The organism is Serratia sp. JSRIV006, from assembly GCF_019968685.1.
In the GTDB taxonomy this organism is placed as follows: domain Bacteria; phylum Pseudomonadota; class Gammaproteobacteria; order Enterobacterales; family Enterobacteriaceae; genus Chania; species Chania fonticola_B.
In genome coordinates, this window is record NZ_CP074137.1 from 3,631,098 (window position 1) to 3,646,764 (window position 15,667).

General features: G+C 55.6%; 12 protein-coding genes. 7 read left to right on the forward strand and 5 right to left on the reverse strand.

The window, feature by feature from the left end; translation table 11 throughout:
• The first annotated feature begins 116 nt into the window (after nt 1-116).
• The 3 genes from KGP16_RS16855 to KGP16_RS16865 all read left to right on the forward strand — a co-directional run bounded on the left by KGP16_RS16855 (nt 117) and on the right by KGP16_RS16865 (nt 4,851).
• The gene (locus KGP16_RS16855; protein ID WP_037375584.1) at nt 117-1,628 is read left to right on the forward strand and encodes a sugar ABC transporter ATP-binding protein; all 1,512 of its coding nucleotides are present in this window, start codon (nt 117-119) and stop codon (nt 1,626-1,628) included.
• A complete protein-coding gene (locus KGP16_RS16860; protein WP_223500025.1) occupies nt 1,625-2,620 on the forward strand; it encodes an ABC transporter permease in 996 nt (331 codons plus the stop codon). Before KGP16_RS16855 ends, KGP16_RS16860 begins: the two co-directional genes overlap by 4 nt.
• Nucleotides 2,621-2,865: 245 nt before the next feature.
• Nucleotides 2,866-4,851: a ligand-gated channel protein gene (locus tag KGP16_RS16865; protein WP_094981622.1), complete on the forward strand. Its 1,986-nt coding sequence runs from the start codon at nt 2,866-2,868 to the stop codon at nt 4,849-4,851.
• Between the two features lie 126 nt (nt 4,852-4,977).
• Here KGP16_RS16865 and KGP16_RS16870 read toward each other — a convergent pair whose 3' ends face one another.
• Both KGP16_RS16870 and yieE read right to left on the reverse strand, forming a co-directional pair.
• Entirely contained in the window at nt 4,978-6,459 is a 1,482-nt protein-coding gene (locus KGP16_RS16870) for an amino acid permease (RefSeq protein WP_021805848.1), read from the reverse strand.
• Nucleotides 6,460-6,593: 134 nt separating this feature from the next.
• Entirely contained in the window at nt 6,594-7,481 is an 888-nt protein-coding gene (gene yieE / locus KGP16_RS16875) for a DNA-binding transcriptional regulator YeiE (RefSeq protein WP_021805849.1), read from the reverse strand.
• Nucleotides 7,482-7,739: 258 nt separating this feature from the next.
• Between yieE and KGP16_RS16880 the strand changes: the two genes are divergently transcribed.
• The gene (locus KGP16_RS16880) at nt 7,740-8,819 is read left to right on the forward strand and encodes a YeiH family protein (protein WP_223500026.1); all 1,080 of its coding nucleotides are present in this window, start codon (nt 7,740-7,742) and stop codon (nt 8,817-8,819) included.
• A gap of 106 nt (nt 8,820-8,925) precedes the next feature.
• Complete coding sequence (gene nfo, locus KGP16_RS16885; RefSeq protein ID WP_094981625.1) at nt 8,926-9,765, forward strand: deoxyribonuclease IV; 840 nt, start codon at nt 8,926-8,928, stop codon at nt 9,763-9,765.
• 64 nt (nt 9,766-9,829) lie between these two features.
• On the opposite strand, the gene fruA is transcribed toward nfo, so the two are convergent.
• The 3 genes from fruA to fruB are packed head-to-tail and all read right to left on the reverse strand — an operon-like array spanning nt 9,830 to nt 13,601.
• A complete protein-coding gene (fruA, locus tag KGP16_RS16890) occupies nt 9,830-11,518 on the reverse strand; it encodes a PTS fructose transporter subunit IIBC (RefSeq protein ID WP_223500027.1) in 1,689 nt (562 codons plus the stop codon).
• A 14-nt stretch (nt 11,519-11,532) separates the two neighbouring features.
• Nucleotides 11,533-12,471, reverse strand: a complete 939-nt coding sequence (gene fruK, locus KGP16_RS16895; RefSeq protein WP_021805853.1) for a 1-phosphofructokinase — start codon at nt 12,469-12,471, stop codon at nt 11,533-11,535.
• Nucleotides 12,468-13,601, reverse strand: coding sequence for a fused PTS fructose transporter subunit IIA/HPr protein (fruB, locus tag KGP16_RS16900; RefSeq protein ID WP_223500028.1), 1,134 nt, complete (start codon nt 13,599-13,601; stop codon nt 12,468-12,470). Before fruB ends, fruK begins: the two co-directional genes overlap by 4 nt.
• 209 nt (nt 13,602-13,810) lie before the next feature.
• On the opposite strand from fruB, the gene KGP16_RS16905 reads away from it, so the two are divergent.
• Both KGP16_RS16905 and KGP16_RS16910 read left to right on the forward strand, forming a co-directional pair.
• Nucleotides 13,811-14,272, forward strand: a complete 462-nt coding sequence (locus KGP16_RS16905) for an NUDIX domain-containing protein (RefSeq protein ID WP_024528058.1) — start codon at nt 13,811-13,813, stop codon at nt 14,270-14,272.
• Between the two features lie 227 nt (nt 14,273-14,499).
• On the forward strand, nt 14,500-15,660 hold the full coding sequence (locus KGP16_RS16910; protein ID WP_021805856.1) for a NapC/NirT family cytochrome c: 1,161 nt from the start codon (nt 14,500-14,502) through the stop codon (nt 15,658-15,660).
• The last annotated feature ends 7 nt before the right edge of the window (nt 15,661-15,667 follow it).

Genomic DNA, 15,667 nt, shown 5'->3' on the forward strand with positions numbered 1-15,667 from the left:
GGCAATTCATGTTACAAAAGAGTTTCTTTAGCCGTCTATACATCCAAATGAATTTCACGTTGCCGCCACCACGCCGCGATTTGAAACACGAGGGGCGCAACGTCTTCAGCCAAACTATGCCGACCAATACCGCTTCACGCCTGGAGATGCGCAATATCTCCATCGCCTTTGCCGGGTTCAACGCTCTGCAAAACGTCGATTTTACGCTGCAAGGCGGTTCAACCCATGCGCTGGTGGGAGCCAACGGCGCGGGCAAATCCACGCTGATGGGCATTCTCTCCGGCGCGCATAACCATTACCAGGGTGAAATTTTTATCGACGGCCAAAAGGTCGATATTCATTCGCCGCTGCAGGCCCGCCAGCACGGGATCCAGGTGGTGCAGCAGGAGGTGGATGTAGCGCTGATCCCCACGCTGTCCGTCGCGGAAAACATCATGCTGGACTGGCTCAATCAGCCGGGCCATCTGCTGAACTGGCGGCAGTTGCATCGCCAGGCTGCCGCGCTGTTGCAGCAGCTTGGGCTGAATATCAACCCACGCCAACGCCTGGAAGCCTGTACGTTGGCGGAGAAACAGCAGGTGCTGCTAGCTCGGGCGCTATCCCACCGCTGCCGTTTTCTGGTGCTTGATGAGCCGACGGCTCCGCTGGACAGCAATGAGAGCGAACGCCTGTTCCACATCGTGCGCCGCCTGCGCGCCGAAGGCATCGGCATCGTGTTTATTTCCCATCGTATCCACGAATTGAAAACCGTCTGTGATCATTTGACGGTCCTGCGCGACGGTCGCCATGCCGGTGAAAGCAGCATGCAGGGCCTGAGCGGTGAACAGATCGTCGAAAAAATGCTGGGCCATTCGCTGGACGATATCTTCCCGGCCCCGCGCCCACAGCACGGCTCGCGCCCGTTGCTGCGGGTAGAGGGATTGCACGATCGCCATAAACTGCGTGACGTTTCTTTAACCCTGCATCAAGGGGAGATCCTAGGCATTGCCGGGCTGGCGGGCGCAGGAAAAACCGAGCTTTGCAAAGCGTTGTTCGGCGCAACCCCCAGTAAATTGACGCAGGGAGAGCTGCGCGGCAAACCTTGGGCACCGCATTCACCGCATCTTTCGGTAGAACAAGGCCTGGCGCTGGTGCCGGAAGAGCGCCGCAAGGAGGGCATTTTTATCCACGAAGCCGTCCCAATGAACCTGAGCGTCAGTGCCGATGATAGCTTCTCCCGCTGGAGCCTGTTCAGCCGCCGCCAGGAACTGCGCTGGGCCTTAGAGATAATGCAACGGCTTGGCGTACGGGCCTCCGGCCCACAGCAAAAGCTGGCCCGCCTGTCGGGCGGCAATCAGCAAAAAGTGGCGATCGGCAAATGGTTACGTGGCAACGCCGAGGTGCTGATCTTTGACGAACCCACCAAAGGCGTAGATATCAAGGCCAAACAGGATCTGTTCCGGCTGATCGACGGTTTGGCTCGTGACGGCAAAGGCATTATCTATGCTTCCGGCGAGTTTTCCGAGCTGGTGGGCCTGTGCGATCGCATCTGCGTGTTATGGGATGGCCGCGTAGTCGCGGAGCTCAACGCCGCCGATATTGATGAAGAAACCCTGTTACTGTATTCCACCGGAGGAACTCCTGCGTGAGTAAAGCATTGTCCCTGAAAAGCGTTCTGCCCTGGCGCCACCAGCTGTTTGAGTTTTTGTATAAATGGGGGATGTTGCTCACCGTTGTCGCCTTGATCGCGCTGTTTGGCCTGGCTTCCGACAATTTCCTCGAAGCCAACAACATCATCAACATTCTGCGTTCGATCGCCATCGTGACGGTGATTGCCATTGGCGTGTCGATCTCACTCTCGGTGGGCGGCTTCGATCTCTCCGTCGGTTCTACGGCGTCGTTGGCTAATGCGTTAGTGATTTCGTTGTTTGCCTGGTACGGCTTCGGCACTACCGGTGCCATTGTGCTAACGCTGCTGCTGTGTACGCTGGTCGGCCTGTTCAATGCCTTTTTGATCGTGGTGCTAAAGATCCCCGATATGCTCGCCACGCTCGCCAGCCTGTTCGTTATCCAGGGCGTGGCCATGACCTACAGCTACGGCGGCTCCATCACCCAGAATATGGTGCTGCCAAACGGGGATATGGCCGAAGGCATGATCCCAGAGGTGTTTTCCTCTCTGGGGCAGGTGCCGGTGATCGTGCTGATTATGCTGGCGGTGACGGTGATCATGCAGCTTTTCCTGTCGCTGACCAAGCATGGCCGCCGGATGTATGCCATCGGCGGTAACCCGGAGGCCGCCCGGCTTTCCGGTATCCGCACGGTACGTTACAGGGTTACCGCATACCTGCTTTCTTCGCTGCTGGCGGGCCTTGGCGGCATTTTGCTGGCGTCACGTATCGGTTCCTCACAGGTTAACGCCGGAGGCGGTTACCTGATGGATGCGGTAGCGGCGGCCTATATCGGTTTCTCCCTGGCGGGCTCCGGCAAACCTAATGCGCTGGGTACCCTGGTTGGCGCGATTATCCTGGGCGTATTGCAAAACGGCTTGGTGATGCTCTCCGTGCCCTACTACGCTATGGATATCATTAAAGGGCTGGTGCTGGCATTGGCACTGGCGATCACCTACATCCAAAAACGCTAATCCACCCGGCGCACCACCGCGCTGCGCCGGGCTATCCCCCCTTTTCCTCGGGTTTTAATATATTACCGAACAAATATACAAATGATAGTTGTTATCATTTGTATTTACATTCATGACGATTTCCTTACAATGGCCTGACGTTTTCCTCACGCAACGAAAATTCTCGCGGCAGCGTGAAAACATATTCTTTTAAATCAAACAACTAACAGGAAAACCTGTTGACCTCGGACGGGAATATTTAACCCATGGAAAAGCCAAGCTATAACACTTTAACCGCGTTAATCCTCGCATCACTCGCCAGCGGCAGCGCTCTGGCACAAACAGAAGATACCATGGTGGTCACCGCCTCCGGTTTCCAGCAAAGAATTCAAGACTCGCCGGCCACCATATCGGTGATCCCTCGCCAACAGTTGGAAACCCGCGCGTACCGCGACGTCACCGATGCGTTGAAAGACGTGCCGGGCGTGGTGGTAACCGGCGGTGCCAGCAGCAGCGACATCAGCATTCGTGGGATGTCCTCTAAATACACGCTGATCCTGATCGATGGTAAACGTGTCGATACCCGAGGCACCCGCCCTAACAGCGACAACGCCGGTATCGAGCAAGGTTGGCTGCCGCCATTGCAGGCTATTGAACGTATTGAAGTGGTACGCGGGCCAATGTCTTCTCTCTATGGCTCCGATGCCATGGGTGGGGTGATCAACATCATCACGCGCAAAACCTCCACCACTAAAGACTGGGTTGGCTCCCTGCAAGGCGATGCCACCATTCAGGAAGACCGGGATTCCGGTGATATTTACCAGACCAACGCCTACGCCTCTGGCCCGCTGATCGATGGGCTGCTTGGCCTGCGGGTGAATGGTCTGTTCTCCCATCGTGGGGAAGACCACTTTACCAATGGCTTTAACGAACAGCGTATGCGCAGCGGCACGGCGGTATTCAGCCTGACGCCGGATGAGAAAAACGATTTTGATTTCGAAATCGGTCGTTCCCTGCAAGATCGTAACAGTACGCCGGGTAAGTCCGTAGCAGCAGAAAAATGTAAAAAAGGCGTTTGTACGCCGAACAACCCCAGCGACAACCTGTATACCCGTAATAACTACTCGATCACCCATAACGGCTATTACGACTTTGGTAACAGCACCAGCTACGTTCAGCGGGAAGAGACCAATAACCCCGGACGCAACATGAAGCTGTACAACACCATCTTCAACACCCAGACCCAATTTGATCTTGGTTCCCACATGCTGAACCTCGGTGGGCAATACCGTTACGAGAAACTGAATGACGGTGGCAACCAGCTTAAGGCGGCTGACGGTCTGGACCAACTGACCCGCTGGAGTTGGGCACTGTTCGCCGAAGATGAATGGGCGCTGACCAACGATTTTAGCCTGACCACTGGCATCCGTATGGATCGCGATCAGAACTACGGCAGCCACTGGACACCGCGCATGTACGGCGTGTGGCACCTGACAGAGATGTGGACCGTGAAAGGCGGGGTTTCTGCGGGTTATCGCTCGCCGGACCTGCGCCAGTCCTCTGCCAACTGGGGCCAGATCACCGGCGGTGGCGTGAGCAACGGCATCATCGTGGGTAACCCGAATCTGAAGCCAGAGAAAAGCATCAGTGAAGAGGTCGGCATCCTGTGGGATAACCAGCAGGGGCTGAACGCAGGCATTACCCTGTACAATACCGATTTCAAAGACAAAATCACCGAAGTTCGCCGCTGTAACAGTTCAGAGGATCCGGCCTGCACCATCGGTGACGAGCACTATGATTTCGTCAGTGACCGCGTCAACGTGGATAAAGCCAATATGCGTGGTATCGAAGTGACCGCCGGTTGGCAGATCACCGAAGACTGGAAGCTGAGCACCAACTACACCTTTACCGAGTCTGAACAAAAGAGCGGTGAGTTCCAGGGCAAGGCGCTGAACCAGATGCCGAAGCACATGATCAATGGCGTGCTGGATTGGCAAGCCACCGAGGATCTCGGCCTGTGGTCACGCGTTAACTTCCGCAGCGAAACCTCGGAATACCTGAGCCGCACCTCCATGGCGGTCAGCACGCCATCCTATACTTTTGTTGATGCCGGGGTGAGTTACCAGGCGCTGAAAAACCTGCAGCTTAGCGGCGGGGTTTACAACATTCTGGATAAAACCGTGGATTACGAGCACTACAATACCACGCTGGATGGCCGTCGTTATACCGTGGGCATGACTTACAACTTCTGATTGCCAAACAGAGTTTGTACCAAGGGGCTGCCATCGTGCGGCCCTTTTTTTGTTTGGTTTTTAGCTGGGGGGATTTTTGAGGGGGGGAGAACGCGGCGGTAACCCGCCGCGCCTAGAACTAATCGCTTACTTATCAGGGTTCCATTTCGGGAATTCCATTTCGCTGTACTTCACCACTTTGGTGCCGCGCGTCAGCTTATAACCGAACCAGATAATCAGGAACAGTGGAATACCGATGTAGGTTGCCGTCACGCCGTACCAGTCGATACGGTCCGCCAGGAAGGCCTGATAGTTCTGCCCCAGCGTGATGATCAAGCACAGCACGAAGGCAAACATTGGCCCCAACGGGAAGAAACCGGATTGATACGGCAGATCGCTCAGGCTATTCCCTTGCATCACATAGCCGCGACGGAAACGGTAGTGGCTGATGGCGATCCCCAACCAGGCGATAAAGCCGGTCATGCCCGAGGTATTAAGCAGCCACAGATAAACGGACTGATTACCAAACATCGAGCTAAGGAAGCACAGCGCCGCTACAACGGTGGTGGCATACAGCGCATTACGTGGCACTCCACCTTTTGACAGCTTGGCGAAAATACGTGGCGCCTTACCTTCCGAAGCCAGCGTGAACAGCATACGGGTTGAGGCATACATCCCGGAGTTACCCGCAGAGAGTACCGCCGTCAGGATCACCGCGTTCATCACCGCCGCCGCAGAGAGCAGGCCAGCATGTTCGAATACCAGCGTGAACGGGCTGACGCTGATGTCTTTCACGTCATTGCGTAACAGGCTCGGATCGGTATAAGGAATGATCAGGCTGATAATCAGGATCGCGAAGATATAGAACAACAGAATACGCCAGAACACCTGACGCACTGCGCGTGGAATGTTCTTGCCCGGATCTTCCGACTCGCCCGCCGCGATACCGATCAGCTCGGTGCCCTGGAACGAGAAGCCGACGATCATTGCCACGCCAATCATGGCCGAGAAGCCACCGGCAAACGGTGCATCGCCGATCGTCCAGTTATGCCAACCGGCATTTTCACCGCCCTTCAAGATACCGAAGATCATCAGTACGCCAAGGACGATAAAGATAATTACCGTGCTCACCTTGATCAGCGAGAACCAGTATTCCGCTTCACCGAAGCCTTTGACCGAGATGTAGTTAAGCAAGAACATCAGGCCAAGGAACAGGGCGCTCCAGATCCAGCCTGGCGTGTCTGGGAACCAATAGTTCATCACCAACTGTGACGCTACCAGGTCGACCGCAATGGTCACCGCCCAGTTGTACCAGTAGTTCCAGCCCAGCGCAAAGCCGAAACCTTCTTCAACATACTTGGCACCATAGGTGGAAAACGATCCTGAAACCGGCATAAACGCCGCCAGCTCACCCAGGCTGGTCATCAGGAAATACACCATCAGACCAATCAATGCATAGGAGAGTAACGCGCCGCCTGGGCCTGCCTGGGAAACCGTTGCGCCAGAGGCAACAAACAGGCCGGTACCGATGGAACCGCCAATGGCAATCATGGTTAAATGCCGCGCTTTCAGCTCGCGGCGTAATCCGGGTGCTTTCTGCCCCGCTGTTTTTATATCCTGCTGAGCCATTCTTACCCTATCTGCTCGTCAAAAATGAGGGCCGGATTGTAACAAATACCCGCCAGCGAACTAGTAACATTGCCCTGATATAAGATAGCTTCATAATCCGCCGCCAATTATTAGCAGCGGCCCTAATGATGACTTTATGCGATCTTGTCCGGTTTTTGCCCAACGCAATAGCTCAAGAAACGCTGTAGCGCATTGGAAATGTGTTTTTGCCGATGATGGATCAGATACAACGTGCGCATCAATGGCGGTAGAGGGATGCTCAGTTCCACCAATACACCGCTAGCCAACTGTTCTTCCACTACGCGACGTGACAGGCAACTGATGCCGATGCCGTGGCGCACTGCATGCTTGATCGCTTCCGAGTTGCCCAACTCCATCACCAACTGGAAGTTTGGCAGGTGCGCCAACAGCAGATGGTCCAGTACTTCACGGGTGCCAGACCCCCGCTCCCGCAGGATCCAAGGGGCGCTGGCCAGCGTTGCCAGGGTCACCGGTTGCTGTAACAATGGGTTATCCGGCGCGGCAAACACCACCAGTTCATCTTCAAGCCACGGCTGGGTGACCAACTCAGGCATGTGGCACGGCCCTTCGATCAGCCCCAAATCGACACGAAAATCGGCTACCGCAACAATCACCTCCTGACTATTGCCCACGTTCAGTTCCAACGCTGTAGCAGGAAAATCTTTGCGATAGTGGGCGATCATCTCTGGCAGCATATAGTTGCCGATGGTGCTGCTGGCGGCGATGCGTAACGCGCCGCTGTCATGCAGGAACAGTTGTTCAATTTCCCCAGCCTGCTCCAACAGAGCCAGCGCTTTGGGGTATAGCAAGCGGCCATGTTCGTTGATCACCAGGCGTTTACCCACGCGATCGAACAACAACACCTTCAGTTGCCCTTCCAGATCGGCCAGCGCCGCGCTGACTGCCGATTGTGATAAAGCCAATACCACTGAGGCCTGAGTGGTGGATCCGCTTTTCAGCACCTCGGTAAAAACTTCCAGTTGGCGCAAAGTGATATGCATAACAGCCTCGACATAAAGAGAATGGTCAGACAAAACCATTAAAATGAAAACACCAAAAATCAGTTACACGGCATTGGTAATGCTTACTGCCCTGCCTTATAAGGTTATCACGTTTACAGGATTAGGCTTGGCGGAGTAGTCGACCGTCCAGCCGATCAACCACTTATTCCGATAAGTTATAAATATATAATCAATTTCTCTTTTAGGTCACCTGCTTTTATCATTGCACTCAGGAATTTAGCAGAGGACAGAATAATCATGGCGAGTCACAGCACTCATACCTATCCCGAACAGCGTTTTCCGCTGTTTGGACTACCACGGTTGATACCAGGCTTACTGCTGACCGGCGCGCTGACCGCGTTTTCGGTCTGGGCGGGCGATGTTCCCTGGGTTGCCGGGTTGGGATTAGGCGCCCTGACGCTGGCGATCCTGTGCGGCATCCTGGTCGGCAACACTCTTTATCCCTGGTTGCAGCCTAGCTGCCATACCGGCGTACAGCTGGCCAAACAGCGGCTGCTACGCCTGGGGATCATTCTTTATGGCTTTCGTTTAACCTTCCAGCAAATTGCCGACGTGGGGGCCAGCGGGATCATTATCGATGCCCTGACCCTGAGCAGCACTTTCTTGCTGGCCTGCTGGTTGGGTAAAAAAGTGTTCGGCCTCGACAGCCAAACCACCATGCTGATCGGTGCCGGTAGCAGCATCTGCGGAGCCGCAGCCGTAATGGCCACCGAGCCGGTGCTGAAGGCAGACTCCAGTAAGGTTGCCGTCGCAGTCTCTACCGTAGTGGTGTTTGGTACGCTGGCGATCTTTGCCTATCCGTGGCTGTATCAACTGAATGAGCACTTCCAGTGGCTGCCGTTGACACAGGAAACCTTCGGCATCTACGCCGGCTCGACAATCCATGAGGTGGCTCAGGTGGTTGCTGCTGGCCATGCCATCGGCCCAAATGCGGAAAACGCGGCGGTGATCTCCAAGATGATCCGCGTCATGATGTTAGCCCCGTTCCTGCTGTTGCTGTCTGGCTATATCAGCCGCCGGGCCGGTAACGGCAGCAAGAGTGAAAAATCGGCCATCACCATTCCGTGGTTTGCTGTGCTGTTTATCGCCGTTGCCGGGCTGAACTCGTTCAACCTGATCCCGGCTTCGCTGGTACAGCATCTGATCACCATCGACACCTGGATGCTGGCCATGGCAATGGCCGCTTTAGGGCTGACCACCCACATTAGTGCGGTACGTCAGGCGGGTGTGAAACCCATTCTGCTGGCAACGCTGCTGTTTGTCTGGCTGATCGTTGGCGGCGGTGCCATCAACCTGTTGGTGCAGCACCTGTTGTAATCCCCCCTCTTCAGGCCCGAGCTTTCGGGCCTGCTTGTTTTACCCCCACCATTCAATCCTTCGCTTATCAATGCCATAATGGCAGCGTTAACACAGGAGAATGAAAATGAAGTTTGTCGGTGCACACGTCAGCGCTTCTGGCGGCGTAGATCAGGCCGTGATCCGCGCACACGAATTAGAGGCGACCGCATTCGCCCTGTTCACTAAAAATCAGCGTCAATGGAAGGCTGCCCCGCTGCCTGCCGACGTGATAGACAAGTTTAAAAGTGCCTGCGCACAGTACGGCTACGGCCCAGGGCAAATCCTGCCGCATGACAGCTATCTGATTAACCTTGGCCATCCGGTAACGGAAGCGCTGGAGAAGTCCCGTGAGGCGTTTCTTGATGAGATGCAACGCTGTGAGCAACTGGGGCTGACGCTGCTGAACTTCCACCCGGGCAGCCACCTGATGCAGATAGATGAGGATAAGTGCCTGGCAAGGATCGCCGAGTCGATCAACATCGTGCTGGATAAAACCCACGGCGTCACCGCCGTGATCGAGAATACCGCCGGGCAAGGCAGCAATCTGGGGTTCAAATTTGAACATCTGGCGGCGATCATCGACGGTGTAGAAGACAAGAGCCGCGTCGGTGTCTGTATTGATACCTGTCATGCCTTCGCCGCCGGTTACGATCTGCGTACCGAAGAAGATTGCCAGAAGACGTTTAAAGAGCTGGGCGACGTGGTGGGCTTTAATTACCTGCGCGGTATGCATCTTAACGATGCCAAGAGCGAGTTTGGCAGCCGCGTTGACCGCCACCACAGCCTGGGTGAAGGCAATATTGGTAAGACCGTGTTCAGCTATATCATGCGCGACGAGCGCTTCGATAACATCCCGCTGATCCTGGAGACGGTGAACCCGGATATCTGGGCCGAGGAAATTGCCTGGCTGAAGGCGCAGCAGTAATTTTTCTGCAGACATAAAAAAGCCGGCATTTTTCAGATGCCGGCTTTTTATTGCGTGGTTGCCGTTACGCCACCGTGGCTACCGGCGCTTCAGAACGTTTAAGGACCGCATAGGCCACGCCCGCCAGCAGGGTACCCGCCACAATCGCCAGCAGATACAGCAGCACCGGCGAGATAGCACCAGGGATCAACAGCACGAACAGCCCACCGTGTGGTGCCATCAGTTTTGCACCGAAGGCCATCGACAGTGCACCTGTCAGGGCTCCACCTGCGATACAGCACGGCAGAACGCGCATTGGGTCACGGGCAGCAAACGGAATTGCCCCTTCAGTGATAAAACACAGGCCCAACACCAACGCGGCCTTGCCCCCTTCCTGCTCGGACTTCTCGAACTTGCGACGAGCCAGAATGGTCGCCAGCCCCATCGCCAGCGGTGGCACCATACCTGCCGCCATAATCGCTGCCATAGGTGCGTAGACCGAAGAACTCAACAGCGCTACACCAAAGGCATAGGCCGCCTTGTTAACCGGACCACCCATATCGGTACACATCATTGCACCGAGGATTGCGCCCAGCAGTACCGCGTTGGCGGTGCCCAGCGATTGCAACCAGTTGGTCAGGCCAACCATGATTTTGGCAACGGGTGTGCCCACTACGTAAATCATGATCAAACCGGTGATCAGGCTGGCAACCAGCGGAATAATCAGGATCGGCTTGAGCGCTTCCATACTCGGTGGCAAACGCAACTTACCGCTGATGGCCTTGGCCACGTAACCCGCCAGGAAACCGGCAATGATACCGCCAAGGAAACCCGCTCCGGTGCTAACTGCCAACATACCGCCGATCAGGCCCGGCGTCAGGCCAGGACGATCCGCAATGGAGAACGCGATGTAGCCCGCCAGAACCGGCACCATCAGCGCAAAGGCCGAACCACCACCGATCTGCATCAGCGCCGCAGCCAGCGTCCCTTTGACTTCAAACGCCTTGATACCAAACACGAACGACAGCGCAATACACAGACCGCCCGCCACCACCATCGGCAGCATGTAAGACACGCCGGTCAGCAGGTGGCGATAAGGCCCTGCGCTCTCTTTCTTCTTGCCTGAGCTCGCGGTACTGCCACTTTTTTGCGGTTGGAAAATCTCGGCTTCTACCTGTGCCTTATCCAGCTCCTGCGCGGTTTTCTTCAACGCCAAACCGGTCGAGGTGCGGTACATCGGCTTGCCGGCAAACTTGTCCAGATCCACTTCGATATCTGCCGCGACAATCACCAGCTCGGCCGCCGCCACTTCTTCTGGGGTGATCGCATTCCCGGCACCGACGGAACCGCGGGTTTCAACCTTCACCCACCAGCCACGTTTCTTGGCTTCGCTCTCGATGGCTTCGGCCGCCATAAAGGTATGCGCAACGCCGGTCGGGCAAGCGGTAACGGCAACAATGCGTTTCGGACCGGCGGATTTTGCCGGTGCTACCGTCTGGGCCGGAGCCTGATACGGTTTGGCTTGCGCCTGTGCCGTGGCCAGGAAGGCTTCTGGCTCACGCACCGCGTGTTCCACATCTCCGATATAAACCTGTTTGCCGTTCAGCTCAGCGTCAGCAGGTGCAGCAACACCAGCCACTACCACCAGTTCGGCCTCGTTGGCCGTATTAACCAGCGTCAGGCCGGTTTTGGCCGCAGCGGCCTCAAGCATGCGTTTCGCCAGGTGGCTACGAGCCTGCCCGAGCGAACTGTCTATCATCAGCAGCGTTTTCATTCTGACTCCTGCGATTAGTTAAAGGGTTTCAGATCGACGCGCGCCATCATCGCGGCCAACTGCGGGCGATCGGTGATGCCAACGTTGCTCTGGCTCACCGCCAGGGCAGCCACGGCAGTGGCCAAGCGCAAGGTATGCTCGCTGGATTCACGCATCAGCAGGCCGTAAATCAGGCCGCCGACCATGGAATCACCAGCCCCCACGGTGCTGACCACCTCACAGGCTGGCGGTTTGGCGATCCAGGCGCCGGAGGCGTTAACCCACAGCGCGCCTTCAGCACCCAGTGAGATCACCACGTGGGCAATGCCCTGTTCACGCAGGGCGTGAGCGGCTTCCACTACATCTTCCAACTTCGGCAGGGGTTTGCCTGCCCAGATTTCCAGTTCACGACGGTTAGGTTTTACCAACCATGGCGAGGCTTTCAGCCCAGCCACCAGCGCTTCACGGCTGCTGTCAAAAATGATGCACGGACACTGCGCACGCAGGCGGGTCATCCACTCGGTGAAGGCTTCCGGAGCAACCCCGGCAGGCAAGCTACCGCTGACCGCTACCATGTCGAACTGGCCCAGCCAGCTCAGGGAATCCACCACAAAGCGTTCCCAATCCTGCGGCGTCACTTCAAAACCGGAGAAGTTGAAATCGGTCACTTCACCGTCTTTTTCCGTCAGCTTAACGTTGATACGTGTACGCCCAGGGACCACCTGGAAACGGTTGGCAATGCCCAAATCGCTGAACAGCAGTTGGAAACCATCCTGGTTATCTTTACCAAGGAAACCGCCAACGGTGACGTCGATACCCAAATCTTTCAGTACCTTGGCAACGTTGATCCCTTTACCTGCCGCATGGAGACCGGCAGTTCTTACCAGGTTAACCTCACCCCGTTCGATCTCCGGGCAAAAGCCCACCAGATCGTAAGCCGGATTCAGGGTTATGGTGGCTACTCTTCTGCTCATGCTGCACCCTCGCCAAGACCTTCACTGATGGCTTCGCCGATGGCTTTCAGCGCTGCTTCAGCATCGTCACCACTGGCGGTAAAGCGCAGGTGATGACCTTTTTTCACGCCCAGTGCCACAACCTTCATCAGGCTACGGCCGTTAGCCGGTTTACCGCTGCCGTCGAGATTGGTAACGGTAATTTCACTGGAGAACTGTTTGATTACGTTGACCAGCGCAGTGCCTGGGCGGGCATGCAGGCCATGCTCGTTGCGCACCACGTATTCCGCACTCAGAACCGCGCTCTCTTCAGTAACTTCGCTGGTCAGTAACGCCAGCACGCCCACCGCATCGGCGTTCAGCAAGCGTTCAGCTTTTTGGTTCACTAACAGATCGCTTAAATAGTTCAGCACCGTCAGCGGCTGTTGATCGGCGACGGCGACGGTCAGCAACAGCGCGACCTTTTCGCCCTCTTCATCAAACGCCTGTGCCGGGCGGCTGACGGTAGCGGCGCTGGTCAGGTTGCCTTCAGTGCTGTCACTCAACCAGATCCCCTGCCCCAGATTCAGCGGCTTGCGGGTGATCACATCGCTGACAAACTGGGCGTTAACCGCACCGATTTTTTGCAGACGGCCCGCGTTCAACGCTTGCAGCGTCATCAGCGAATCAGCGGCCACATCAAGAGCAATCAATGAGGCATCAAACTTGAATTCAGCCGCCAGTTTCTCGCCCATCAGCAAACTGCGCAGTTCTTCAGCTGAAGTCGTTTTTGCCAGCTGTTCGGCGACGCTGTCATCACTGAGCACGTGCGTGAGCTGACGCAGTAGCGCCAGGTGTTCATCGGAACGCGCGGCAATACCGATCACCACATAGGCCGTCTGGCCTTCGCCCCACTCGATACCCTGTGGAAACTGGAATACCTGAACACCGGTGTTCAGCACCAGATCGCGGGTATCTGTAGTGCCATGTGGAATGGCGATGCCGTTGCCCAGATAAGTAGAGGTTTGCAGCTCGCGCTGCAGCATGCCGTCAACATAGGCGGCGCTGACGCATCCGGCGGAGGTAAGCGCTGCCGCTACCTGCCGGATGGCTTCCTGTTTGCCGCTAGCGGCAGCTCCCAGGTGAATATCTTGCTGTGACAACTGGAACATGGTTCTCCTCTCCTGCTGAATTGAATCGTTTCAGCCAAGTTAAGAAAAAGGAGCGTTACCCATCGCCTAACCAGGCCATCGATGACGCTGAAACGTTTCAATGAGTGTGTGAGCAGCTATCACCGAAAGCAAGTTTTCTCGATCTCCGCGTGATAGTTTTTTGACCTTACGCACACTTTTCTGGCTAAAACCCCCTTCCACGGGGGAAAATGGCATACTGTGCTGAAACAGTGCTGAAGGAAGATAACAACATGGTTGCCACCGGTATCGGGGTCATAATCGTTAACGCTCAAGGGCAAATCCTGCTGGGGAAACGCTGCAGCACCCATGCCCCTTTTTGGTCGATCCCTGGGGGGCATCTGGACGCGGGGGAAACCTTTGAACAGTGCGCCCAACGCGAAATCGCCGAAGAGACCGGGTTGCAGATAGCTCCGCCAACCTTTATTGGCGTCAGCAATAATCTGCAAACCTGGCGGGCAGAGGGAAAACATACGGTGTCGATCTGTATGCTGGTTCAGCATCCAGGAGGAGAAGCCGAGCTGAAAGAGCCGGAAAAATGTGCCGAATGGCGCTGGTGTTCCCCGCACGACCTGCCGGAACCCCATTTTGAAGCAAGCAGAACGGCGATCCACCTATGGCTGAGCCAGCAGGTATATCTGCCTATACTGTGACGTTATTCCCTCTGCTTCTCCTCTGTTCATCTAAAGCAGAGCATTATATAAATTAGAACATAACGCTACTTTATTGCTCAATCACTCTACTTTTCGCTGTAAATACCCCTAAGGTATTAGGTTTCTTTTGCGAAAATACCTATACTAATTCAGGTGTTTTTGACCTGGTGTCGAAACCTTTTTGGCAAGTTTTTCCTTGGTATTTCATAACTATAAGTGGGTTCAATATGAGCAAAAAACAAGCTGGCTTTGAAAAGCGACGCCGGTGGGGATGGCTATGGATTTTGGTGATCGGGATTGTTCTCGGTGCCGCACTGCTGGCAGGGACCGCAACGGTCTTCCATAAAACCAGCGATACCGCCTTCTGTGTCTCCTGCCACACCATGCAACAACCTCTGGCCGAATATCAAGGCAGTGTCCACTTCCAGAACGCCAAGGGGATCCGCGCGGAATGTGCCGATTGCCACGTCCCTCATGAGCCACTCGATTACCTGTGGACCAAGATCCGTGCGGTGAAAGACATTTACGGCGAAATGACCGGCAAAATCGACACCCCGGAAAAATACGAAGCCCATAAGCTGGCCATGGCACAATCGGTCTGGAAAACGTTGAAAGAAAACGATTCAGCCACTTGCCGTTCTTGCCATAGCTTCGATGCCATGGATATCACCGCCCAGCGTCCTGAAGCCCGTATTCAGCATCCGGTGGCCATCAAGCAAGGTGAAACCTGTATCGACTGCCATAAAGGCGTAGCGCATATCCTGCCGGATATGAGCGGTGCCGCACAGGCCGGTGCTGCCGAACTGGCAAAAGCCGCGGCGGAAACCTCACCAACAGCAACCACGCTGTTTACCATCGCTACCGAACCGTTCTTCCTGAAAGCCGACGATACGCATAATGCCGGTAACCTGATGCCTTCAACCGAAGTTCACGTCGTGAAACAGGAAGGTGACAAGGTGCTGGTAGACGTTAGCGGCTGGCAACAGGATGGCGTCAGTGAAGTCTTCTACGCAGCACAAGGTAAACGTATCCTCAGCGTTCTGCTGGGCGAAGACGCGCGTAAACTGCTGAAAACCGGCAGCACCATGACTGATGCCGAAACCGGCCTGGTCTGGCATCAGGTGTCTCTGCAGGTCTGGTTGCCACGTAAGCAACTGATCGACGATCAGCAGAAAATCTGGCGTTACACCGCCGATATGATGTCCGCCAACTGTACCGGCTGCCACGGCCTGACCGCCCTTGATCGCTTCAACGCCAACCAGTGGATCGGCGTGATTAAAGGTATGGCTCCTCGCACCTCGCTGTCGCAAGAACAACTGCGCGTTCTGACGCAGTACGTTCAGAAACATGCCAGCGATATGCAACCTGCCACACCGGCCAAAAGTTAAGGGAGAA